The organism is Streptomyces sp. NPDC057616, from assembly GCF_042800575.1.
Lineage (GTDB): Bacteria > Actinomycetota > Actinomycetes > Streptomycetales > Streptomycetaceae > Streptomyces.
In genome coordinates, this window is record NZ_JBHVGU010000050.1 from 33,566 (window position 1) to 54,772 (window position 21,207).

The window sequence follows — 21,207 nt, forward strand, 5'->3', positions numbered from 1 at the left end:
GTTCCGTATCGTCGTTTCCGGAACAAGGTTCCGCTTGTTCATGATGGCAGAGCCGGGGCCCGGCCACCAAGCCGTGCCCCGATGCATGCCCCGATGCATGCCTCGATGGAGGAATACGCTCATGCAGTACCGCACCTTGGGCCGCACCGGTGTGCAGGTCAGCTCCCTCGCGCTCGGCGCGATGAACTTCGGCAGGATCGGGCGCACCACCCAGGACGAGGCCACCGCCATCGTCGACGCCGCCCTCGAAGCCGGCGTCAACGTCATCGACACCGCCGACATGTACGGCGACGGCGAGTCCGAGGAGATGGTCGGCAAGGCCATCGCCGGCCGCCGCGAGGACATCGTGCTCGCCACGAAGGCCGGCATGCCGATGGGCGCCGAACGCAACCACCAGGGCAGTTCGCGCCGCTGGCTGGTCACCGAGCTGGACAACAGCCTGCGCCGGCTCGGCGTCGACCACGTCGACCTCTACCAGATCCACCGATGGGACCCGCGGACCGGCGACGAGGAGACGCTGTCGGCCCTGACCGACCTCCAACGCGCCGGAAAGATACGCTACTTCGGCTCCTCGACCTTCCCCGCCCACCGCATCGTGCAGGCCCAGTGGGCCGCCCGCGACCACGGTCTGAGCCGCTACGTCACCGAGCAGCCAAGCTACTCCGTCCTGCAGCGCGGCATCGAGAGCCACGTCCTGCCCGTGACCGAGGAGTACGGGCTCGGCGTGCTGGTGTGGAGCCCGCTGGCCTCGGGCTGGCTGTCGGGGGCGATCCGCGAGGGCCGCGAGATCACCGGGAACCGCGCGGCCTTCATGCCGCAGCGCTTCGACACCGCCGTCCCGGCCAACCGGGCCCGGCTCGACGCCGTGGAGCGGCTGGCCGCCGTCGCCGACGAGGCCGGCCTGACGATGATCCAGCTCGCGCTCGGCTTCGTCACCGCCCACCCCGGCGTCACCAGCGCGCTCATCGGGCCCCGCACCCTGGACCACCTGCGCTCCCACCTCGCCGCCGCGGACACCGTGCTCTCCGCCGACGTACTCGATGCCGTCGACGCGATCGTCGCTCCCGGCACCGACCTCGCCCCGGACGAGAAGCACGACACCCCGCCCGCGCTGCTCGACCCGTCGCTCCGGCGCCGTTGAGGACTGAGATCTCCATGCCGCACACCACCCGGCCCAGCTTCGGCATCATGACCGCCCCCCAACAGGTCGGCTACGACGACCTGTTGCGCGTCTGGAGCGAGGCGGACGGCCTCGTGCAGATCGAGCACGCCTGGCTGTTCGACCACCTCATGCCGATCGGCGGCGACCCCGGCGGGCCGGCCTTCGAGGGCTGGACGCTGCTCTCGGCGCTGGCCGCGCAGACCCGCCGGCTGCGGCTCGGCGTGATGGTGACCAGCAACCGGTTCCGGCCGCCCGCGCTGCTCGCCAAGATCGCCACCACCGTCGACATCGTCTCCGGCGGACGGCTGGACTTCGGCATCGGCGTCGGCTCCCGCCCGGATCATCCACTGGCCCGGCGCGAGTACGCCGCCCACGGGCTGCCCTTCCACGACACCGCACACGCCGTGGGCAGCCTGGCCGAAGCCTGCACCGTGATACGGCGGTTGTGGACCGAGCCCGAACCGTTCGACTTCGACGGCGAGTACGTGCGGCTCACCGGGGCGTTCGGGAACCCGAAGCCCGTCCAGCGTCCCCACCCGCCGATCCTGATCGGCGGCCGTTCGGCGGCTACGCTGCGGGTGGCCGCCGAGCACGCCGACCTGTGGAACATCCCGGGCGGCGACATCGACGACGTCGTGCGCCGCAGCGCGCTCCTCGACCGCTGCTGCGCCGAGATCGGCCGCGACCCCGCCACCATCACCCGCTCCGTGCACCTGCCCGTCGACTACGACCGGCCCGGACCCACCCGGGACGCGATCGCCGAGGCGGTCGACGCCGGCTTCGGTCACATCGTCCTCGGGCTGCCGTCGCCCTACCCGGCCGGTGTCGCCCGCTGGGTCGCCGACGAGCTCATCGGCGACCGGGCACGCGGCGTGGCGGACGCGGTGACGCCGGCACCGCCAGGCTCGCGGCCCGGTGGACGATGACGTTGAAGGAGCCGTGCTCGCGCTCGACATGACCGTCGAGCAGGACCGCCGGGGCTTCGAGCAGGACGCGCCGGCAGCGCTCCCAGACGGGCGGGGAGAAGACCAGGTTGACCATGCCGGTCTCGTCCTCCAGGGCGCCGAAGGCCACCCCGTTGGCGGTGGGCGGGCGTTGCAGGTACTTGGCGAGCCCGCCGAGTCGTACGCGGGTCTGGTCGGCCATGGCGCGGACGGCCATCGCGGTCTGGGCGCCCCGGCGTTCGAGCAGCGGCCGCACGTGGTGCACCGGGTGGCCGGTGGTGCTGGCGCCGGTGGCGGTCAGGTCGGCCACCGTCTCCTCCGCCGGGCTCATCACGGGCAGGTCGGGGGCGGGGGCGAGTGAGCCGAAGCCGGGCAGGTAGGGCTGGACGCTGCGCGGGAAGGCGCCGGCCGTCCACAGCGCGCTGCGGCGGTGGTCGTCGAAAGCGGCGAACGCCCCGGCGGTGGCGAGCTGTTCCATCAGCCGGGCGGGCAGCCGCGTGCGCCGGGCGAAGTCCTCCAGACCGCCGAACGGCCGTGCGTCACGGGCGGTGACGACGGCGCGGGCCGTGTCCTCGCTGAGGCCGCCCACGCTGGTCAGGCCCCGGCGGATGGCGAACTTCCCCTCCGCGCCGTCGGGTTCGAGGGTGGCGTGCACCCCGGAGGTCCGCACGTCGACGTTGCGCACCTCGATGCCGTGCCGCTGGGCGTCCTGGATGAGGGTCTGGACGTCGTAGAAGCCCATCGGCAGGTTGGCCATGATCCCGGCGGTGAGGGCGGCCGGGTAGTAGTGCCTGATCCAGGCGCTCGCGTAGATGATGTGGGCCATCGACTGGGCGTGGCTCTCGGGGAAGCCGTAGTCGCTGAACGCCTCGATCATCGAGGTGATCTGAGCGGCGGCCGCGGGCGGGATTCCGCTCGCGGCCATGCCCGCGAGGAGGCGGTCGCGCAGTGCGGCGACCTTCTCGGGGGCGTGCTTGGCGGCCATCGCCTTGCGCAGGCGGTCCGCCTCGCCCGGGCTGAACCCGGCGCAGTCGATGGCCAGTTGCATGGCCTGCTCCTGGTAGAGCGCGACGCCGAGGGTCTTCTCCAGGGCGCGGCGGGCGAGCGGATGGGGGTAGCTGACCGGCTCCTCGCCGCGGCGGCGGCGCAGGAACGGGTGTTTGGAGCCGGCCTGGATCGGCCCGGGGCGGATGATCGAGGCGGCGATCGCGAGGTCGTTGAAGGTCCTCGGGCGCAGCTGCGGCAGCGTGCTGATCTGCGCGCGGGACTCCACCTGGAAGACGCCGATGGTGTCGGCGCGGGCGATCATGTCGTAGACGGCGGGGTCGTCGGGCGGGATCGAGGTGAGGTCGAGGCGCACCCCGTGGTGCTCGGCGATCAGGTCGCAGGCGGTGTGCAGGGCGCCGAGCGTGCCCAGGCCCAGCAGGTCGATCTTGATCAGGCCCGCGGCGGCCACGTCGTCCTTGTCGCCCTGCAGCACCGAACGGCCTTCGGCGGTGGCCCACTCCAGCGGCATCACCTCGCCGAGCGGCTGCCGGGTGAGGACCATGCCGCCGACGTGGATGCCCATGTGCCGAGGCAGGGTGTGGAGTTGGGCGGCGAGTTCGCGGACGTCGGCGGGCAGGTCGAGGTCCGGGGCGGGCGGGCCGTGGTCGATGTGCCGGGTCATCTCGCGGATGTGCGGGGCCGGATGGCCGAGGGCCCTGGCGGCGTCCTGCACCGCCAGCCGCGGCTGGTAGGTGATCACGTTGGCGACCTGCGCGGCGTGGTCGCGGCCGTAGCGGCTGTAGACGTACTGGATGACCTCCTCGCGCCGGCCTGCCTCGAAGTCGATGTCGATGTCCGGAGGGCCGGCCTTCTCCACGGACAGGAACCGCTCGAAGAGCAGGCCGTTCCTGAGGGCGTCGACCGCGGTGATGGCGAGGACGTAGCAGACCACGCTGCTGGCCGCGGAGCCGCGGCCCTGGCACCAGATGCCCCGGCCGATGGCGAACTGGACGATGTCGTGGACGATGAGGAAGTAGCCCGCCATGTCCAGCTCGCCGATCACGCCGAGTTCGTGGTCGAGCTGCTTCCAGGCCGCGGCGACCTCGGGGGAGGGGGCGTCGCGTTCTCCGTAGCGGGCGGCGCAGGCCCGTTCGGCGAGGTAGCGCAGCCAGCTGTTCTCGGTGAAGCCGGGCGGGGTGGGGAAGCCGGGCAGTTGCGGGCGCAGGCCGCCGAGGTCGATCACGCACGAGCGGCCGAGTTCGAGGGTGGTCTCCAGCACGCCCGGGTGGCGGGCGAGTCCGCGGCGCATCTCCGCGTACGAGCGCAGGTGCGCGGTCGGGGCCGGCATCAGGTGGCCGGCGGCACGGTCCAGGGTCTCGCGGCGGCGCAGCGCGGCGAGCGCCTGGGCGAGCCGGGCCTGGCGCGGGGCGGCGTAGTGGACCGCGCCGGTCGCCACCACCGGCAGGGCGAGGCGGCGCGCGGCGACGACGGTGACATCGGCGGCGACGGAGTCCTGCGGCAGGTGGTGGTCGGTGATCTCGGCGTACACGCTGCCGGTGCCGAAGACGTCGGTCAGCCGCTCCAGCCGGTGGGCGACCGCGGCGACGTCGCAGCGCTCGGTGCCGGGGGCCGGGCAGCCGGGCAGCACCGCCCAGTGCCCGCCGCTCGCCGCCGTGGACAGGGCGTGCAGGTCGTGGACGGGGGCGTTCTTGGCTCCGGCCAGCTGGCCCGCGCTGATCGCCGCCGACAGGAGCCGGAAGCCCTCCAGGGTACGGGCGAGGACCACGGGCGTGCCCAACTCCGGTTCTTCGAGGGTGAGTTCGGCGCCGTAGACGGTGCCGATGCCCGCCGGTGCCGCGGCCTCGGCCAGGCGGCGGGCGGCGTAGAGGCCGTCCCGGTCGGTGACCGCGAGGACCTTGATGCCGAGCCGGACCGCCTCGGCGACGAGCTCGTCCGGCTGGGCGGCTCCCTGGAGGAAGGAGAAGGCGGAGTGGACGTGCAGCTCGGCCCAGCCCGGACCGTCCTCCTCGCCGGAAGGTACGGGAAAGCCGATGACCTGCGCCTCAGTCGTTCCCCCGCCCTTCCGCGCCGTACCCATACTCGCCATATTCGAATAAATGTACGAACGATGCAAGTGGGACCGGCCCCTCGCGCTGACTGAACGAATGTGGAGGTGAAGGGCTGAGGCCGCACGCAGCGGACTCAAGTCACCCGAAGTCGGCGGGGTGTCCCAGCGGCACCGACCCGATCGTCAGGCCTTCCACGGACGTGTCCTCCAGGCCGACGCCCGTGATCCCCGCGTGTTCGGCCGTGCGGACGCGGAGGGCACCGCTCGGCCAGGTGAAGAGGAGTTCGTCGTCGTGCCCGGTGACGTCGGCCTCGAGTACGGACGCGAAGAGGTTCCTGCTGAACTCGGGGTCGGTGGTGCTCAGATGCGTCGGCCCGAGGACGACGGCGGGCCCGGCAGGGGTGCTCCACACCGGTGTCCACCAGTCCGAGTCGGTCGCACTGCCGGTGCTCGGCAGGCTCGTGACGTCGCGCTCGCGTGAGGTGAGGAGCTCTTCGGTGGGCGGGTAGGAGCGGTCCGTCTGGGCGAGTTGGACGACGACGCGGAGCCGGGCGTCGGGCAGCAGGAAGGCCTCACGCCAGGCGGGGTGCTCGTAGTCCTCGCCGACGACCGTGGCGCCGATGGACCGCGCCTGCCGCACGGCCTCGCGCAGGTCGGGCACCGTGAAGGTCACGTGATGCGCGCCCTCGCCGTGCCTGTCGAGGAAACGGCTGAGGAAGCCGGGGCCGTTCGGTTCGAGCAACTCGACGCGGCTGCCGTCACGTTGGGTCCCGACGTAGAACAGGAGGTAGCGGAACTCCTCGAGGGTCTCCCCGATGACGGGCGTGGCGCCGAGTTCCCGGCGCAGCCGCCTCGCCCAGCTCATCGCGTCGCGCACGGCGAACGAGGTGTGATCGAAGTCGACGGCCACGGCGGGCGGCGTGGAGTGATCGTGTGAAGTCATCGGTCCTCAAGGCGTTGGGCTGGTCGGTGAGCGCGATCTCCTCGCAGCGCTTGACGCATCTGCGGATCGAGGCCTGGTCGAGGCCGAGGAGGGCCGTCAGCCACGGGCCGTTCTGCAGTACGTCGACGTCGGCCGCCCGGCGCGTGGAGTCGCCCCGGGTGATGGCCGGCCGTGCCGCCCGGATCAACGCCGCGAGTCCGGCTCGGTACTTCTTCCGGGCCGTCGTGTTGATGTCGGCGAAGTCCTCGTGGGCCTGGGCGAGGGCCCACGGCTGAAGCCGCAGGGACAGGTACTCCTGGGTCAGGAACCGGGGTTCCGCGACCCGGCGGAGGACGCGACGCACCTGCTTCTCCGGGGGGAAGCGACGCGTCCGCGGCGAGCAGGGCCACGTCCTGTTCCTCGATCCGGTGGAGCACCGCGCGGATCAGGCTGGTCTTGTCGGCGTAGTGACCGTTCACGAGGCCCAGCGCCACCTCCGCCTCGCGGGCCACGGCACGGTCGCTCACGCCGGAAATCCCGTGCCGCGCCGGCAGCTTCAGCGTGGCGTCGAGGATGCGGGCCTGCCTGTCCACCGGCTGGGCAGTGCGTCCGGTCTGAGCGTCCATGCGACAAGATTAGTGAGCCGGGACATATGCCCGAGGGTGCGAGGGCGCGCCGGGCCGGCTCCCGCCGGCCGGGGACGCCGTTCGTCGCCGTGGCGCCGTCCTCGCCCGGAGGGGATCCACCTTCTGCAGCGCTCGATGCCCGGCGGGGCTACCGCTTCCCGCGGCCCTCGATGTCGGTGTCAGCCATAGTGCGCCTCCGCCCACCAGCGGCCGTGTTCGACGACCAGCAGCCAGGCGCGCCCGTCGGCGGCGGTGATCTGCATGCGTGCGATACGGCGGGAGCGGTCGTGGTCCCACCACCACTCCAGCACCGGCCAGGGACCGGCCCAGCCCTCGACCGTGGCGTCGCCGTAGCCCTCCACGGCGAGGCGGTCCGGGGCGGCGGACAGGGCCATACGGCCGGACACCGCCACCCGCCGCCCGCCCGCGTCCGTGAGATCGGCGGGCAGCCAGTGCGGGAAGACGGTGGCGGGGTGAGGGGTCGGCAACCGGCCCGGCCAGGGACCGTCCGGCGGACGCGGGCCGGTGTCCAGGTCACCGAAGGGGACGAGGCGGACCTGGTCCGCCGGGCCGCGGCCGCCGCCCAACTCCACGCGCACCACGGCACGGTGGCCGAGCATCGCCTGCACCCGTGCGGCGGCCCGCTCGATCTCCTCGGGGGTGTGGCGCTCGCCGAACAGCGCGCTCTGGCGGCCGGTGGCCGTGGTCAGCTGCTCGGGACGCAGTGCGAGACGGACGACGCCCCGTTCCCCGCCGGTGTCGAGAAGTCCCGCGTCCGCCCACGCCTGCAGGACCCCGCGCACCCGCTCGGCGACCGCGAGCGCGGACAGCCGGCCCTCGTGGCGGAAGATCCGCGACAGGGTGCGGCCGTCGGCGAGTTCCACGGCGGCCTCCAGCCGGGCGCACATCACCCCGGCCGCCGCCAGCCGCTCATGAAGTTGCTCGGCGCTCGACTTCGCGGCGAACACCACGGGTTCGAGGAGACCGGCGGCCGGCTCGAACGCGTACGCCACGGTGTGGGCCTCCGGGTCCGAGCGCACGGCGAGCGGGCGGTCGTGGCGGCCGCGGGCGGTGCGGTGGGCGGTGATGCCCTCGGCGCCGAAACGGGCCAGCACCTTGGCCTCGGGCAGCGCCGCGTACGCGCCGACCGTGCGGATGCCCAGCCGTTGCAGCAGCTCCGCCAGCCGGGGCGCACCCAGGACGCCGACCGGATACGGGGCGAGCCAGGCCGCCTCGCCGCCGTGGGGCACGACCGCCCCGGTGCGGGCGGCGAGGGCCGCGGCGAAGACCGAGTCGGCGAGGCCCGCGCGGGCCGGCAGGTCCACCTCGCCCAGGGCGGCGATCAGGCGCTCGGCCAGCTGCGGCTCACCGCCCCAGTAGCGGGACGGGCCCTGGGCGGGAGCGGCGATCAGGCCGGGGCGGATCACCTCCAGGCGCGGCATGACCGTGCCCTCGACATGGCGGACGGCGGGCTCGAACACGCGGATCTCGGCGGCGAGGTCCCGCTCCACCACCCGCAGCCGCGCACAGCGGGACTGCGCGACCCGCACGCGCATCCGCCGCCGTACGCCTGCCGCCCGCGCGGCGGCCGAGCAGGCCACCACCTCGTCGCGGTGGACGACCGCGACGGGTTCGGCGCCCTGGGGGCCGGCCGCGAGGACCGGGAAGTCGGGGACCCAGCCGACGATGATCCTGCTGCTCCGTCCGTCGCTCATAGATCGATATTCGAATGTGTGTGCGATTAAATCAAGTCGCTCGCCCCAGGGGATGCACCAGTTCACACGGGGTGTGCGGTGAGTGGGGGTGTGGGGCGGGTGGGGTGTGCGTCGAGGCCGGCCCGCGGCGAGGCCCGAACGTGAAGATCCCGCCGCGCAACGCTCACGCGGCGGGAACGAGGCTCCCCGGGGCGGAGCGGCCCCGGAGAACCCGAGGAGCTGTGCTCCCAACCCCTCGCCGCTTCGGGTAGCCCCTTCGCGGGGGCCTCACACACCCGATCACGGGAGTGGGGCCACTCCGCCCCGGAGGGTCAGTCGCGCTGCGCGGCGTGCGCGTGCATGTACTCCAGCGCTTCGAGGACGACGGAGCGCCGGTACCACGAGCGCCAGGCGGCCAGGTCGTCCGCGAGGATCGCCAGAGCGGTGTGCTGCGCGGCCGTCATCCAGCGCCCGGGGCGCATCCGGTGGACGCTGATCACGCCGGTGCAGTCGCCGCTCTCGCTCAGGGCGGGCACGGCGTACAGTGCGCGGCTGCCGGTGGCGAGTGCGGCCAGACCCACCTCGGCCCCGGCGAGGTCGGGGTCGGCGGCGACGTCCGCGACGAAGACCGGCTCGCCCAGGTCCCGGGCCTGCGCGCACACGGCGGGTGGGCCGCTCACCAGCGCGAGGCGGTCCCGGTAGGCGGCGTCGAGCCCGGCCTGGGCCTCCAGCACCAGGGAGTTCTCCAGCGCGCGGTCGGGCAGGTGCACCTCCGCGCCGTCCGCGTCCGCGAGCGTCACGGCCTCGTAGACGAGGCTGCGCAGCACGTGCTTGCGGTCGTCGGCCCGCAGGCCCTGGCTGCCGAGCAGTTCCAGCCGGGGCGGCGCGGTGCGCAGGCGCCCGGGGAACCACTGGGGCGAGGACGCGCCCGGCGGTGGAGCCGTCACGACGGCCGAGGCCAGGATGCGCATCGGCACGTTGTACCGCTGGGACGCCTGCTTCAGCAGGCCGAAGGCCGCTTCCGCGTCGGCCAGGGCGTAGCGCTCGAGCAGGACTCCCTGGGCCATGCCGATCAGCGGTCCGGTGCGGATCTTGGCGTGCAGGCCGAACAGTTCGGCCTGCAGGTCCTCGCCGCCGGTCGGCATGTCCACCCGGGAGTCCGCGGGGGCGACAGCGGCGAGCGCGGCGGCGAGCGTGGCGTGCACGCGCAGCCCCGGTGGCGGTGCGGGGGAGAACAGCGCCTGCACATGCGGGGCCGTCGCGATCACCAGGACGGGGTTCTCGGCGAGATGGCGCGTGCGGGTGTCGAGGACCCGGGCGGCCGCCGCGCTGACCAGCCGGAGGTCGGTGAGATCCAGGACGAGGCGCCGTCCGGCACGGGACGCCTGGTCGGCGTGGCGGGGCAGGTCCTGGACCAGCGCGGTGGCGCCGTCGGTGTCGAGGACTCCGGACAGGCACAGAACGTCCAGCAGGCCGGCCGCCGACCGCACGGTCAGAGCGGCGCCGGGCGTGGTGCCACCACCGTGCAGTGGCGGCGCTTGCTCCTGTGTCATGCGGCCGGTCCTTCCGCCGGATCGCGGCCCGTTCCCGACGGTCTGCTGCTGTCGTTCGCCGTCTGCTGCCGCCGTCCGCTCCGGTGCTGCTGTCCGCTCCAGATTCGCTCGGCGGTATGCGTGGTGGCAACCAGTAACGCCTGGCCCAATGACCCATTTCCCAGGGGAGGCGGTTGTGGATGCGTTGCGGCGTCGTGCGGGGTCAGCCCACCACGCGCAGGGCCGGCCGAGTCGCCGCAATCGCCCGAACCGGCCGCTCGGCCGTGTCCGTGGCGCCGGCTACGGGGGCGACCTGTCCGTCGGGTCCGGGCAGCCACATCTCCGCGTAACGCGGCACGGCCGCCGCGCCGCGTCCGGCGGACGCCACCCGCACCCGCCGACCGCGCAGCAGGCCGTGCCCGCCGCCGATGCCCTCCCAGGCCGCGGACACCACACTCATCCGCACCTCGGCGCCCTGCCAGGAGTCCGCGGCCAGCAGCACCGATCCGCTGCGCCGCAGCACGGCCGCCAGCCGGCGGGCGATCCGGTCGGGCACCGGCCCGAGCCGGCCGACGAGGACCACCGGCACGGCCTCGGCGACGGTGGCGAGAACCTGCGCCCACTGACGCCCCGGATCGTCGATCCGCATCCCGCTCGTCAGGTCCAGCCCGGCGGCCTGCGCCGCCAGCGCTCCCATCTGCGGCAGGCCCACCGCCGCCCAGCCGACCGTGCCGCTGGACGCCTCGGCCGCGAGCGCCAGCAGCAGCGGCATGTCCCCACCTGAGCTGACCGCCGTTCCGGGGCGGACACGTCCCTCCGGGAGCAAGGCTCCGAGCGGCGAGGCGTGCGCCGACCCGGCAGGACCGACCTGTGCTTCCACGCTCGCCACCGGTCTTGCAGACATGCCTAGATATTCGAGCATTAGTTCGAGTGAATCAAGTCGACAGGCCGCGCCGCCGGGATTTGCCGAATCGGCAAACGCGCTCCTCCTCCGTGCCGGGCCTTCCGCATGATCGAGGGACGAGGCACATCGGCAGAGGAACGGTCCTGGAGGAGAGCCCGTATGACGCAGCACGTCCCCGAGATCACACACCGGCTGGTCCCCGCACCGGCGGGCCGGATCCACCTCGCTGAACAGGGGACCGGACCACTGGTGCTGCTCGTCCACGGCTTCCCGGAATCCTGGTACTCCTGGCGCCACCAGATGCCCGCCCTCGCCGCGGCGGGGTTCCGCGCGGTCGCCGTCGACGTCCGCGGCTACGGCCGCTCCTCCAGGCCGGCCGCGACGGACGCGTACCGCATGCTCGAACTGGTCGAGGACGGCGTCTCGGTCGTGCACGCCCTGGGCGAGGAGTCCGCGGTGATCGTCGGCCACGACTGGGGCGCGACCATCGCCGCGAACTCCGCCCTGCTCAGGCCCGAGGTCTTCCGCGCGGTGGGACTGCTGAGCGTCCCCTACACCCCGCGCGGCGGGCCCCGCCCCGGCGACGTCTTCGCCGGCATGGGCGGGGACGAGGAGTTCTACGTCTCCTACTTCCAGGAGCCGGGCCGCGCCGAGGCCGAGATCGAGCCCGACGTCCGCGGCTGGCTCGCGGGCTTCTACGCCGCGCTGTCCGCCGACACCATGCCCGCACCCGGCGCCCCCGACCCGCACTTCGTCGGCAAGGGCGGAACGCTGCGCGACCGGTTCCCCGCGGGCCCGCCGCCCGCATGGCTGAGCGCGACCGAACTCGACGTCTACGCCGGTGAGTTCGAGCGCACCGGCCTCACCGGAGCCCTCAACCGCTACCGGAACATGGACCGCGACTGGGAGGACCTCGCGGCCTACGACGGCGCCTCAATCAGCCAGCCGTCCCTGTTCGCCGGCGGCACCCTGGACGCCTCCACGACCTGGCTGGCCGACGCGATCGAGGCGTTCCCGGTCACGTTGCCCGGCCTGGTCTCCTCGCACCTCCTGGACGGCTGCGGCCACTGGATCCAGCAGGAACGCCCCGAGGAGGTCAATCGCATCCTGACGGACTGGCTCGCCGCCCTTCCCGTCACCGCTCCCGCTGCCCGTTGAGCCGGAACTCGGTTGAGGCGCCCCCCGTCATGCGAAAGGCTCCGTGGTCATGGAGTACTTCTGCTACCACCGCGACCGGGCCGGATCCGTGGCGCTGCGCCACGAGTTGGCGGAGGAGCACTGGTCCTACATGGACCGGTACGCGGCCGAGATGATCGCCCGCGGTCCGACCTTCGCGGCCGACGGCGACACCCCCAGCGGCAGCGTGCACATCCTCGATCTGCCCGGTCCCGCCGCCGCCCGCGCGTTCGCCTTCGACGAGCCCAACTACCAGGCCGGCGTCTACCGTGACGTGATGCTGCGCCGGTGGCGCAACCTGCTGGGGCGCACCATGTGGGACTTCCCCGGCGGCCGGGAGGGCGGCGACCGCTACCTCGTGCTGGGCCTCGGTCCGGAGCAGGGCGCCGACCTCGCCGTACCGCACGACGCGGACGGACTCGTCGCGTACGGGCCCCTGTTGTCGGACGACGGTGCCACCTGGCTCGGTACGGCGGCGCTGCTGCGGGCCCCGGACGAGAAGGCGGCGCGGGCGGTCCTGGCGGCGGACCGGTACGCCGCCGTCGAGGTCCACGACTGGCAGTTCGGCGGACGGCCCTCGTGAACCCGGGCGCCTATCCTCACAGGTCATGAGCGCAGCCGCGGACACCTCCGCCGTCACGAACCTGATCGCCCTGTACGCGGAACTGGTCGACACCGGCGACTTCGCCGGTGTCGGCGCGCTGTTCGCCGACGCCGTGTTCGTCGGCAGCGGGGCGCCGCTGGAAGGAGGCGCGGCCGTCGAGCGGATGCTCCGGGACACGGTGATCCTCTACGAGGACGGCACGCCGCGCACCCACCACGTCACCACCAACATCGCCGTGGAGGTCGACGAGGCCACCGGCACCGCCGCCGCCCGCTCCTACGTCACCGTCTTCCAGGCCGTGCCCGACCTGCCGCTGCAGTCCATCGCCGCGGGCCGCTACCACGACCGTTTCGTGCGCCGCGACGGGCGGTGGCGGTTCGCCGAACGCCGGGTCCGCATCCACCTGGTGGGCGATGTGAGCCGCCACCTGCGCAGCTAGTGGACGCGGCCGGACTCAGTCGTAGAGCGCCGTCCTCGGCTGGACCGTGCCCTCGGCCGACGGGGCGACGACGGTGAGGCGGTAGACCTCGGTGAGCCGCTCGCCCGGGTGCAGGGTGCGCCGGGCGCCGGGGAGGTCGGTGAAGAGGGTGCCGGTGCGGGAGCCGACCCGCACCGGTTCCCAGGAGCCGTCGGCCGTGAGGCGCTCCAGCACGATGTCCGACGGGGCCAGATACGGGCCCCCGTCCGGCGACACCATCAGCAGCTGCGGGGCGACCGTCCGGTCCGCCGCCGAGTCGTTGCGGTACGTGACCGGGAACGCGTGCCACTCGCCGTCGGCCCGGAGGGAGCCGGCCGGCCCGTCCACGTAGTGGCGGGGTGCGGCGGGCGTCCGCACCTGCGGCGGGGAGGCGGCTTCCGGGGCCGCCTGCCGCGTCGCCGCCCTGGCGGGTCCCGCCGTGGTCAGGCCGGAGGCCGCCACGACGAGGGCCACGGAGGCGAGCAGGAGACGACTGTTCTTCGACGGCACGTTCGCTGATCCTTCGGGTTCGCTCGGCTGAACCGGCCCGCCCCGTAGGGCTGTCGGCCCCGGACGTCGTCGACGCCACCCGGCGCAGCCTAGGGGGCGGCGCCCACCGGGCGGATCGGCCGAATGGCTGACGCGGTGCGTGAGGGCTCGTGGTGCACGGGGCGCGTGGTTGACGACGGCCCGACAGCGACCGCCGATGAACTGAGGCGCCGCCGACGGTCTACACGACAACAGCCCGCACGACCCGCATCGACGACCCAGGAGGCCGGAGTGTCCATCTCAGTGCTCGACATGTCGGTATCACTCGACGGATACATCGCCGACCCCGACGACTTCCTCGGCGGCGACGACGGCGAACGCCTGCACAAGTGGGCGGACGCCGACGACGCCTCCGGACGGCTGTCCGAGGTGGCCGCGCGGTTCCAGGACGAATGGTCGGCGGCGGGCGCGGTCCTCGCCGGCCGGCGGACCGCCGAACTCATGGACCACTGGGGCGGCGACCACGGCGGCCTGCCCATCTTCGTGCCCAGCCACCGCCCGCCCGGACCCGCCGCCCGCTGGGGCTATCCGCTCGTGACGTACGTGCTCGACGGCATCGAGAGCGCCATGGCCCAGGCCAAGGCCGCCGCGGGCGACAAGGACGTGCAGGTCCGGGGGGCGTACACGGCGCAGCGCGCGCTCGACGCCGGGGTGCTGGACGAGGTGCAGATCCACCAGATCCCCGTGCTGCTCGGCCGCGGCAGGCGGCTCTTCGACGTGCTGACGTCCGAGGTCGAGCTGGAGATCGTCCAGGTGATCGACACCCCGGAGGCCACCCACATCCGCTACCGCGTGCGTCGCTGATCCGTGCCGGTCAGGTGCCGGATGTCGTGACGGGGGAGCGGGCTCGTGCGGCAAGTGGTGTGCTGGACGGGTGGGATCCCGCAGTCGCAGCCGTCCGGACGAAGGAAGTGCCGCCATGACCACCATCGCCGTCATCGGAGCCGGACCGGGTCTCGGCGCTGCCACCGCCCGCCGCTTCGGCCGTGAGGGATTCGACGTGGCGCTCGTCTCCCGCAGTCAGCAGCGGGCGAACGACCTCGCCGCCGAACTGGCCGACGCGGGCATCACGGCACGCGGCTTCGCCGCCGACGTACGCGATCCGAAGGCCCTGGCGGCCGCACTCGACACGGCCCACACCGAGCTGGGCCCGATCGAGGTCCTGCAGTACAGCCCGGTCCCGCAACGGGAGTTCATGCTGCCGGTGCTGGAGACCACGCACATCGACCTCATCGGGCCGATCGAGTTCTCCGTCTACGGCCCGGTCGCCGCCGTGCAGCAGGTGCTGCCCGGCATGCGGGCCCTGGGCCGCGGCACCGTGCTGTTCGTGAACGGCGGCAGCGCCGTCGTGCCGCACGCCGACCGGGCCGGCACGTCCATCGCCTTCGCCGCCGAGAGCGCCTACGGCCATCTGCTGCACGACACGCTCGCCGGCGAGGGCATCCACGTCGGGCAGCTGATCATCCCCGGCGCGATCATCCCCGGACACCACCGCAAGGACCCGGCCGTGCTCGCGGACACGCTGTGGGACATGCACCGCACGCGTCACGGCTACCGGCACTTCGCCGACGACCTCGACTCCTGACGGCCGGCCTCCAGGGGCCAAGCCTCGCGTCAGGCCGTGACCCGCTCCTCCGCCCGCTCCAGGCGCACGATCACGGCCTTCGACGTCGGCGTGTTGCTGATGTCCGCGACGCTGTCGAGCGGGACGAGGACGTTGGTCTCCGGGTAGTACGCGGCGGCCGAACCCGGGGGAGTGGGGTAGCCGACGAGGCGGAAGCCCTCCGCGCGGCGCTCGGAGCCGTCGGACCAGATGCTGACCAGGTCGACCAGCCCCCCGTCGGTGAGCCCGAGGTCGGCGAGGTCGGCCGGGTTGACCAGCACGACGCGCCGGCCGCCCTTGATGCCCCGGTAGCGGTCGTCCATCGCGTACGGGATGGTGTTCCACTGGTCGTGCGAGCGCAGCGTCTGCAGCACGAGGTGGCCCTTGGGCGCCTCCAGCATGGTGAAGTCGTTGACGGTGAAGACGGCCTTGCCGCTGGGCGTGCGGAACACCCGCTCGTTGACCGGGTTGGGCAGGCGGAATCCGCCCGGCTGCCGTACCCGCTCGTTGAAGTCCTGGAACCCTTCGACGACTTGGGCGATGCGGTCCCGTACGAGGTCGTAGTCGGCCTCGAAGTCCGCCCAGGGGATGTCCGGTCGGGAGCCCAGCACCCGCCGGGCGAGCCGGGTGATGATGGAGACCTCGCTCAGCAGGTGCTCCGAGGCGGGGGCGAGGCGGCCGCGCGTGGCGTGCACCTCGCTCATGGAGTCCTCGACCGTCATGAACTGCTCGCCGCCCGCCTGGACGTCGCGGTCGCTGCGGCCGAGCGTGGGCAGGATCAGCGCGACGCGGCCGCACACCGCGTGCGAGCGGTTGAGCTTGGTCGAAATGTGCGCGGTCAGACGGCAGTTGCGCAGCGCCCGCTCGGTGGCGTCGCTGTCGGGCGTGGCCCGGACGAAGTTGCCGGCGACGCCGACGAAGAGCTTGGCCCGGCCGTCGCGCATGGCCCGGATGGAGTCGACCGAGTCCAGGCCGTGGCGGGTGGGCGGGGTGAAGCGGAACTCCGCGCCGAGACGGTCCATGAACGCCTGCGGCATGCGCTCCCAGATGCCCATGGTGCGGTCGCCCTGGACGTTGCTGTGCCCGCGTACCGGGCACACGCCTGCGCCCGGCCGGCCGATGTTGCCGCGCAGCAGAAGGAAGTTGACCACCTCGCGGATGGTCGGCACGCCGTGCTTGTGCTGGGTCAGGCCCATCGCCCAGCAGACGATGACGCTGCGGCTGTTCAGCACGCGCTCGTGGACCTGCTCGATCTCGTCCCGGCTCAGCCCGGTGGCCTGGAGGACCGCGTCCCAGGACGTCGTGGCGCGCAGCTGCTCGGCGAAGGCGTCGTAGCCGGTGGTGTGCGCCTCGATGAACTCACGGTCCAGGACGGTGCCCGGCTCCTTGTCCTCGGCCTCCAGCAGCAGCAGGTTCAGGGCCTGGAACAGGGCGAGGTCGCCGCCGGGCCGGATCTGCAGGAACTGGTCGGCGATGTCCGTGCCGCGGCCGATGACACCGCGCGCCTTCTGCGGGTGCTTGAAGCGCAGCAGCCCGGCCTCGGGTAGCGGGTTGACGGCGACGACCTGGCCGCCGCGGCGCTTGGTCTCCTCCAGGGCGGACAGCATGCGCGGGTGGTTGGTGCCGGGGTTCTGCCCGACGACGAACACCAGGTCGGAGTCGTACAGATCGTCGAGGCTGACGCTGCCCTTGCCGATGCCCAGGGTCTCGCCGAGGGCCGAACCGCTGGACTCGTGGCACATGTTGGAGCAGTCGGGCAGGTTGTTGGTGCCGAAGGCGCGCGCGAACAGCTGGAGCAGGAAGGCGGGTTCGTTGGCCAGCCGGCCGGAGGTGTAGAAGAGGGCCTCGTCCGGGTGGTCAAGGGCGCGCAGTTCGTCGGCGAGCAGGTCCAGGGCCTCGTCCCAGCCGATCGGCTCGTAGTGGGTCGCGCCCTCGCGCAGCACCATCGGCTCGGTCAGCCGGCCCTGCTGGTTGAGCCAGTAGTCCGACCTGCGGCTCAGCTCGTCGACCGAGTGCTGCCGGAAGAACTCCGCGGTCACCCGGCGCGAGGTGGCCTCGTCGCTGATGTGCTTGGCGCCGTTCTCGCAGTACTCGTTGCGGTGGCGCTGCCCGGGGGCCGGCTCGGGCCAGGCGCAGCCGGGGCAGTCGAAGCCCTTGGCCTGGTTGATGCTGAGCAGGGTCAGCGCGGTCCGCTTCGGCGAGGTCTGGCCCAGGGCGTACTTCAGGGCGTGGACGACGGCGGGAGCGCCGGTGGCCCACGTCTTGGGGGCCGAGACCGACAGCTCGCCCTCGTCCGGTTCGTCGAAGTCCCGCATCGAGTACCACGCCCTCTCCGTGCCGGGCCCCGGTCTCGCCCATGCGTCGCGTCCACTCTTCGGCAGGGCGTCGGCCCAGGTCAAAGCGGAAGTTCTTATCGGTTGAGAGGCGGCACCGATGACGGCTGCGTGGGCGATCCGCGCGGGGCGACGGGTGCGCCGGGGACGGCACCGGTGCCGGTCGGCGCGCCGCGGTGGATCATTGGAGGGTGCTGCTCCGCCAACTCGAGTACCTCGTCGCCCTCGCCCGCGCCCGCCACTTCGCGAAGGCGGCGCAGGCCTGCTACGTCTCCCAGCCGGCCCTGTCCGAAGGCATCCGGAAACTGGAGGAGGAACTGGGCATCCCGCTCGTGCAGCGGGGCCGCCGGTTCGAGGGCTTCACGCCCGAGGGCGAGCGTGTCGTGCTGTGGGCCCGGCGTATCCTGGCCGACCGCGACGCCATGCAGGACGAGATCCAGGCGCTGCAGGCCGGGCTCAGCGGCCGGCTGCGCATCGGGACCGTGCCGACCGCGGCCACGGCGGTCGCGCTGCTGACCCAGCCGTTCTGCGCCGCCAACCCGCTGGCCACGGTCCAGGTCTTCGCGGACCTGCAGTCCGTGGACATCGTCAACCGCCTCAGGTCCTACGAGCTCGACGCCGCCGTCACCTATCACAGCACCGTCGTGGAGCACGGCTTCAAGTTCGTGCCGCTGTACCGGGAGCGCTACGTCCTCCTCATCCAGCGCTCCGCCCGCGACACCCGCCTGGAGGAGATCTCCTGGGAGGACGCGGCCCAGCACCCGCTCTGCCTGCTGCACCCCGGCATGCAGGGGCGCCAGGTCCTGGAGGCGGCCTTCGAAGCGGTCGGCGTCTCCGTGACCCCCCGCGTGGAGACGGACTCGATCGCGTCCCTGTTCGCGCAGGTCCGCTCCGGGCAGTGGGCGAGCATCGTGCCGCACGCCTGGCTCCACGTCTTCGGCGTCCCGCCGGGCATGCACGCGGTCCCCCTGGTCCGCCCCGTCCGCACGGAACGCATCGGCCTGGTCCTCCCGGCCCGCGAACCGGTCTCGGTCATAGGCCAGGCCCTCATCGACGCGGTCGAACAGGCGGGGATCGCGGCGACGTTGGAGCGGCTGCCCGACCAGGGCCTGCACCCGCCACGCCCGGCGAGACGCCCCGGATAAGGTCAGGTATGCGATCTCGAGCGAGCGGCATGTGGTGGGGCACCGCGATCGAAGCGCCGGACCCCGCAGCCCTGGCCCGCTTCTACGCGGAGCTTCTGGAGTGGCCGATCGTGCACGAGGAGCCCGGGACGGCGGTCGTCGCCCCGCCGCAGGGGGCCGTCTACCTCGTCTTCCAGCAGGCCGACGGATACCGGTCGCCCGCGTGGCCACCCGGCGACGGGGAGCAGCGGCCGATGATGCATCTCGACTTCCAGGTGGGCGACTTGGACGAGGCCGTCGCCGACGCCGTCGCCGGGGGAGCCGTGCTCGCGCCGGTCCAGCCGCAGCAGAACGTGCGCGTGCTCTTCGACCCGGCCGGGCACCCCTTCTGCCTGTGCCGTGAGGAAGGCTGACGCGCGGCGGACGTCCGGGCCGGACCCACGCTTCACAGAATGCCCACACACCCCCGGGTGAACTTTAGGTTTCAAGCGCTACGCTCGGCCCCAGTCCGAGCGGCCGAGTGCGTCCACCTCGCGCCGCTCCCTGCGCAGGCACGGGAGACCCGAGGTGCACGACGGCGACGTAGTGGTGATCGGTGGCGGGTACGCGGGCGTCCGGCTGGCCCGGCGGCTGGACCCGGTCGCACGGGTCAGCCTGGTGGACCGCAAGGAGGTCTTCTTCCACCGCATCGCGTCCCTGCGCGCGGGCGTGCGCCCCGAGTGGTCGGTGACCCCCTTCATCCCTTACGACCGGCTGCTGCGCCACGGCCGTGTGGTGGTGGGCAAGGCGGTCCGCATCGACACCGCCGAGCGACAGGTCGTACTGGCGACGGGCGACCGGCTGCCGTACGACGTGGTGGTGATCGCCAGCGGCGCCGACTACCCCGAACCGGCCCGCTTCACCGGCACCACCACCGACGAGGCGGTGAAGGCCCTCGCCGGGCACCAGCAGAAGATCGCCACCGCCGAGCACATCCTCGTCGTCGGCGGAGGCCCCTCCGGCGTGGAACTCGGCGCGGAGATACGCCTCGCACGGCCCGACGCCCGGGTCACCCTCGCGCACGCCGGCCCGGCACTGCTGCACTCGACCGGCGTCGAGCGCGCCGGACGCAGGGCGCGCGACTGGCTGGAGTCGCACGACGTCGACGTACGCCTGGACTCGTTCATGTCGCCCGGCAACGACTTCGGCACCTACCGCGACGGCCACGGCAAGATCATCGAGGCGGACCTGTCCTTCTGGGCGACCGGCACCACGCCCAACACCCTCTGGATGCGGCTCGGCGGCCACGGCGCGTGGCTGAACGAGACCGGGCACGTCAAGGTCGACCGCACGCTGCGCGTCGAGGGGCGGCTCGACGTGTTCGCCGTCGGCGACGTCAACGACGCCACCGAACTCAAGATCACCCCCGCCGCGCTGGCCCAGGCGGACCTCGCGGCCTGGAACATCCGCGCCCACCTGACCAGTTCGGGCCGGCACCGCAAGCAGCTGCGCCTCTACCGGGCGATGCACCGCACCCCGCTCATCGTGCCCTTCGGGGCGGGCGACGGGCTGACCCTGCTGCCCGTGCCGGGCGGTGAGAGCGCGGTCCTCGGCGGCCGTACGTCCGTGCTGGCCAAGGCGAAGACGCTGATGACGCCGTACATGAGGCGCCAGCTCGGCTACACCGCCACGTGATCGGCCATGCCGCCATCCGGTCGGCCGCACGGGCGATCTAGGGTGCGGGCATGACCTCGCAGACGTATCTCTCCGAACTGTTCTCGCTGGACGGCCGGGTCGCGGTGGTGACCGGCGGCAGCTCCGGCATCGGCCGCGCCATCGCCGGCGCCCTCGCGCGTGCCGGGGCGAGTGTCGTGGTGGTGGCCCGCCGGGAGACGGAACTGACCGCCACGGTCGACGAGTTGACGGCCGACGGATGCCGGGCGGCCTGGGTGCGGGGCGACCTGGGCAGCCGCGACGGCGTGCGCGCCGCCGCGGAGCAGGCGGCCGAGGCGTTCGGGGAGCCCGACATCCTCGTCAACAGCGCGGGCATCAACCTGCGGCCCCCGATGGGGGAGTTGGGCGAGGACGTCTGGGACACCACGATGGCGGTGAACCTGGAGGCGCCCTTCCTGCTGGGGCAGCGGTTCGGCCCCGGCATGGCCGAGCGCGGCTTCGGGCGGATCATCCACGTCACCTCGCAGCAGGCGCACCGCGCGTTCGTCCAGAGCGGGGCCTACGGGGTCTCCAAGGGCGCGCTCGAGTCGCTGGCCCGCTCACAGGCCGAGGCGTGGTCGCCGTACGGAGTCACCTGCAACACGCTCGTGCCGGGCTTCGTGATGACGCCGCTCAACGCGCGGCTGTCCTCCGACCCGGAGAAGGTGGCGGAGCTGGCCGCCCGCACGATGGTCGGCCGCAACGGCCTGGCCGAGGACTTCGCGGGCGCCGCCGTGTTCCTGGCGAGCCGCGCCTCCGCCTACGTCACCGGGCAGTCCGTCTTCGTCGACGGCGGGCTGTCCGTGCACTGACACGGCGGCCCCGGCAGC

At 73.1% G+C, this 21,207-nt stretch carries 19 protein-coding genes and 1 pseudogene; 12 read left to right on the forward strand and 8 right to left on the reverse strand.

Annotated features, from left to right (window positions below; all coding sequences use genetic code 11):
* The first annotated feature begins 121 nt into the window (after positions 1–121).
* Together ACFU97_RS40530 and ACFU97_RS40535 are read left to right on the forward strand one after the other, a co-directional pair.
* Positions 122–1,141 carry an aldo/keto reductase gene (locus tag ACFU97_RS40530; RefSeq protein WP_384266784.1) on the forward strand — a complete coding sequence of 340 codons (1,020 nt, stop codon included), beginning with the start codon at positions 122–124 and terminating at the stop codon, positions 1,139–1,141.
* Between the two features lie 14 nt (positions 1,142–1,155).
* Positions 1,156–2,088 carry an LLM class flavin-dependent oxidoreductase gene (locus ACFU97_RS40535; RefSeq protein ID WP_384266787.1) on the forward strand — a complete coding sequence of 311 codons (933 nt, stop codon included), beginning with the start codon at positions 1,156–1,158 and terminating at the stop codon, positions 2,086–2,088.
* Here the strand turns inward: ACFU97_RS40535 and ACFU97_RS40540 are convergent.
* On the reverse strand, positions 2,012–5,191 hold the full coding sequence (locus ACFU97_RS40540; RefSeq protein ID WP_384266788.1) for an error-prone DNA polymerase: 3,180 nt from the start codon (positions 5,189–5,191) through the stop codon (positions 2,012–2,014). The genes ACFU97_RS40535 and ACFU97_RS40540 overlap by 77 nt on opposite strands.
* Before the next feature lie 109 nt (positions 5,192–5,300).
* Entirely contained in the window at positions 5,301–6,104 is an 804-nt protein-coding gene (locus tag ACFU97_RS40545; protein ID WP_384266790.1) for a VOC family protein, read from the reverse strand.
* Here ACFU97_RS40545 and ACFU97_RS40550 point away from each other — a divergent pair.
* Positions 6,095–6,379 carry a hypothetical protein gene (locus tag ACFU97_RS40550; RefSeq protein WP_384266844.1) on the forward strand — a complete coding sequence of 95 codons (285 nt, stop codon included), beginning with the start codon at positions 6,095–6,097 and terminating at the stop codon, positions 6,377–6,379. The two genes, ACFU97_RS40545 and ACFU97_RS40550, sit on opposite strands and share 10 nt — an antisense overlap.
* 198 nt (positions 6,380–6,577) lie before the next feature.
* Here ACFU97_RS40550 and ACFU97_RS40555 read toward each other — a convergent pair.
* The 4 genes and pseudogenes from ACFU97_RS40555 to ACFU97_RS40570 form a co-directional block, all read right to left on the reverse strand.
* Positions 6,578–6,709 (reverse strand): annotated as a pseudogene (locus ACFU97_RS40555) (hypothetical protein); the annotation flags it as partial.
* Between the two features lie 179 nt (positions 6,710–6,888).
* Complete coding sequence (locus ACFU97_RS40560; RefSeq protein ID WP_384266793.1) at positions 6,889–8,424, reverse strand: DNA polymerase Y family protein; 1,536 nt, start codon at positions 8,422–8,424, stop codon at positions 6,889–6,891.
* Positions 8,425–8,735: 311 nt separating this feature from the next.
* Complete coding sequence (locus ACFU97_RS40565) at positions 8,736–9,956, reverse strand: ANTAR domain-containing protein (RefSeq protein ID WP_384266795.1); 1,221 nt, start codon at positions 9,954–9,956, stop codon at positions 8,736–8,738.
* A 202-nt stretch (positions 9,957–10,158) separates the two neighbouring features.
* Positions 10,159–10,707 carry a hypothetical protein gene (locus ACFU97_RS40570; RefSeq protein ID WP_384266797.1) on the reverse strand — a complete coding sequence of 183 codons (549 nt, stop codon included), beginning with the start codon at positions 10,705–10,707 and terminating at the stop codon, positions 10,159–10,161.
* 291 nt (positions 10,708–10,998) lie between these two features.
* Between ACFU97_RS40570 and ACFU97_RS40575 the strand changes: the two genes are divergently transcribed.
* The 3 genes from ACFU97_RS40575 to ACFU97_RS40585 are packed head-to-tail and all read left to right on the forward strand — an operon-like array spanning position 10,999 to position 13,058.
* Positions 10,999–11,997 (forward strand): alpha/beta fold hydrolase, encoded by a 999-nt coding sequence (locus tag ACFU97_RS40575; protein WP_384266800.1) that lies wholly within the window; start codon positions 10,999–11,001, stop codon positions 11,995–11,997.
* A 49-nt stretch (positions 11,998–12,046) separates the two neighbouring features.
* Positions 12,047–12,598 carry a YciI family protein gene (locus tag ACFU97_RS40580; RefSeq protein ID WP_384266801.1) on the forward strand — a complete coding sequence of 184 codons (552 nt, stop codon included), beginning with the start codon at positions 12,047–12,049 and terminating at the stop codon, positions 12,596–12,598.
* 25 nt (positions 12,599–12,623) lie between these two features.
* Positions 12,624–13,058, forward strand: a complete 435-nt coding sequence (locus tag ACFU97_RS40585) for a nuclear transport factor 2 family protein (protein WP_384266803.1) — start codon at positions 12,624–12,626, stop codon at positions 13,056–13,058.
* 15 nt (positions 13,059–13,073) lie between these two features.
* Here ACFU97_RS40585 and ACFU97_RS40590 read toward each other — a convergent pair whose 3' ends face one another.
* Positions 13,074–13,586 (reverse strand): signal peptide protein, encoded by a 513-nt coding sequence (locus ACFU97_RS40590; RefSeq protein WP_384266806.1) that lies wholly within the window; start codon positions 13,584–13,586, stop codon positions 13,074–13,076.
* Positions 13,587–13,856: 270 nt separating this feature from the next.
* Here ACFU97_RS40590 and ACFU97_RS40595 point away from each other — a divergent pair, with 270 nt between their 5' ends.
* Both ACFU97_RS40595 and ACFU97_RS40600 read left to right on the forward strand, forming a co-directional pair.
* A complete protein-coding gene (locus ACFU97_RS40595) occupies positions 13,857–14,429 on the forward strand; it encodes a dihydrofolate reductase family protein (protein ID WP_384266808.1) in 573 nt (190 codons plus the stop codon).
* Between the two features lie 115 nt (positions 14,430–14,544).
* Entirely contained in the window at positions 14,545–15,210 is a 666-nt protein-coding gene (locus ACFU97_RS40600) for an SDR family NAD(P)-dependent oxidoreductase (RefSeq protein WP_384266810.1), read from the forward strand.
* 29 nt (positions 15,211–15,239) lie between these two features.
* Here the strand turns inward: ACFU97_RS40600 and ACFU97_RS40605 are convergent, their stop codons facing one another.
* Positions 15,240–17,543, reverse strand: a complete 2,304-nt coding sequence (locus ACFU97_RS40605) for an FdhF/YdeP family oxidoreductase (RefSeq protein WP_384266812.1) — start codon at positions 17,541–17,543, stop codon at positions 15,240–15,242.
* A gap of 209 nt (positions 17,544–17,752) precedes the next feature.
* On the opposite strand from ACFU97_RS40605, the gene ACFU97_RS40610 reads away from it, so the two are divergent.
* The 4 genes from ACFU97_RS40610 to ACFU97_RS40625 all read left to right on the forward strand — a co-directional run bounded on the left by ACFU97_RS40610 (position 17,753) and on the right by ACFU97_RS40625 (position 21,189).
* Positions 17,753–18,706, forward strand: coding sequence for a LysR family transcriptional regulator (locus ACFU97_RS40610; protein WP_384266814.1), 954 nt, complete (start codon positions 17,753–17,755; stop codon positions 18,704–18,706).
* 8 nt (positions 18,707–18,714) lie between these two features.
* The gene (locus ACFU97_RS40615; protein WP_384266817.1) at positions 18,715–19,098 is read left to right on the forward strand and encodes a VOC family protein; all 384 of its coding nucleotides are present in this window, start codon (positions 18,715–18,717) and stop codon (positions 19,096–19,098) included.
* A gap of 154 nt (positions 19,099–19,252) precedes the next feature.
* A complete protein-coding gene (locus tag ACFU97_RS40620) occupies positions 19,253–20,359 on the forward strand; it encodes an NAD(P)/FAD-dependent oxidoreductase (RefSeq protein WP_384266820.1) in 1,107 nt (368 codons plus the stop codon).
* A gap of 50 nt (positions 20,360–20,409) precedes the next feature.
* A complete protein-coding gene (locus tag ACFU97_RS40625; protein WP_384266822.1) occupies positions 20,410–21,189 on the forward strand; it encodes an SDR family NAD(P)-dependent oxidoreductase in 780 nt (259 codons plus the stop codon).
* Positions 21,190–21,207 lie beyond the last annotated feature (18 nt).

What these genes read in the sequence shown, in the direction of transcription:
- ACFU97_RS40575 (WP_384266800.1), top strand. Translation starts at nt 10,999, where the DNA reads ATGACGCAGCACGTCCCCGAGATCACACACCGGCTGGTCCCCGCACCG.
- ACFU97_RS40560 (WP_384266793.1), bottom strand. Translation starts at nt 8,424, where the DNA reads ATGAGCGACGGACGGAGCAGCAGGATCATCGTCGGCTGGGTCCCCGAC.
- ACFU97_RS40545 (WP_384266790.1), bottom strand. Translation starts at nt 6,104, where the DNA reads ATGACTTCACACGATCACTCCACGCCGCCCGCCGTGGCCGTCGACTTC.
- ACFU97_RS40605 (WP_384266812.1), bottom strand. Translation starts at nt 17,543, where the DNA reads ATGCGGGACTTCGACGAACCGGACGAGGGCGAGCTGTCGGTCTCGGCC.
- ACFU97_RS40570 (WP_384266797.1), bottom strand. Translation starts at nt 10,707, where the DNA reads ATGCCGCTGCTGCTGGCGCTCGCGGCCGAGGCGTCCAGCGGCACGGTC.
- ACFU97_RS40565 (WP_384266795.1), bottom strand. Translation starts at nt 9,956, where the DNA reads ATGACACAGGAGCAAGCGCCGCCACTGCACGGTGGTGGCACCACGCCC.
- ACFU97_RS40615 (WP_384266817.1), top strand. Translation starts at nt 18,715, where the DNA reads ATGCGATCTCGAGCGAGCGGCATGTGGTGGGGCACCGCGATCGAAGCG.
- ACFU97_RS40600 (WP_384266810.1), top strand. Translation starts at nt 14,545, where the DNA reads ATGACCACCATCGCCGTCATCGGAGCCGGACCGGGTCTCGGCGCTGCC.
- ACFU97_RS40585 (WP_384266803.1), top strand. Translation starts at nt 12,624, where the DNA reads ATGAGCGCAGCCGCGGACACCTCCGCCGTCACGAACCTGATCGCCCTG.
- ACFU97_RS40535 (WP_384266787.1), top strand. Translation starts at nt 1,156, where the DNA reads ATGCCGCACACCACCCGGCCCAGCTTCGGCATCATGACCGCCCCCCAA.
- ACFU97_RS40625 (WP_384266822.1), top strand. Translation starts at nt 20,410, where the DNA reads ATGACCTCGCAGACGTATCTCTCCGAACTGTTCTCGCTGGACGGCCGG.
- ACFU97_RS40530 (WP_384266784.1), top strand. Translation starts at nt 122, where the DNA reads ATGCAGTACCGCACCTTGGGCCGCACCGGTGTGCAGGTCAGCTCCCTC.
- ACFU97_RS40580 (WP_384266801.1), top strand. Translation starts at nt 12,047, where the DNA reads ATGGAGTACTTCTGCTACCACCGCGACCGGGCCGGATCCGTGGCGCTG.
- ACFU97_RS40540 (WP_384266788.1), bottom strand. Translation starts at nt 5,191, where the DNA reads ATGGGTACGGCGCGGAAGGGCGGGGGAACGACTGAGGCGCAGGTCATC.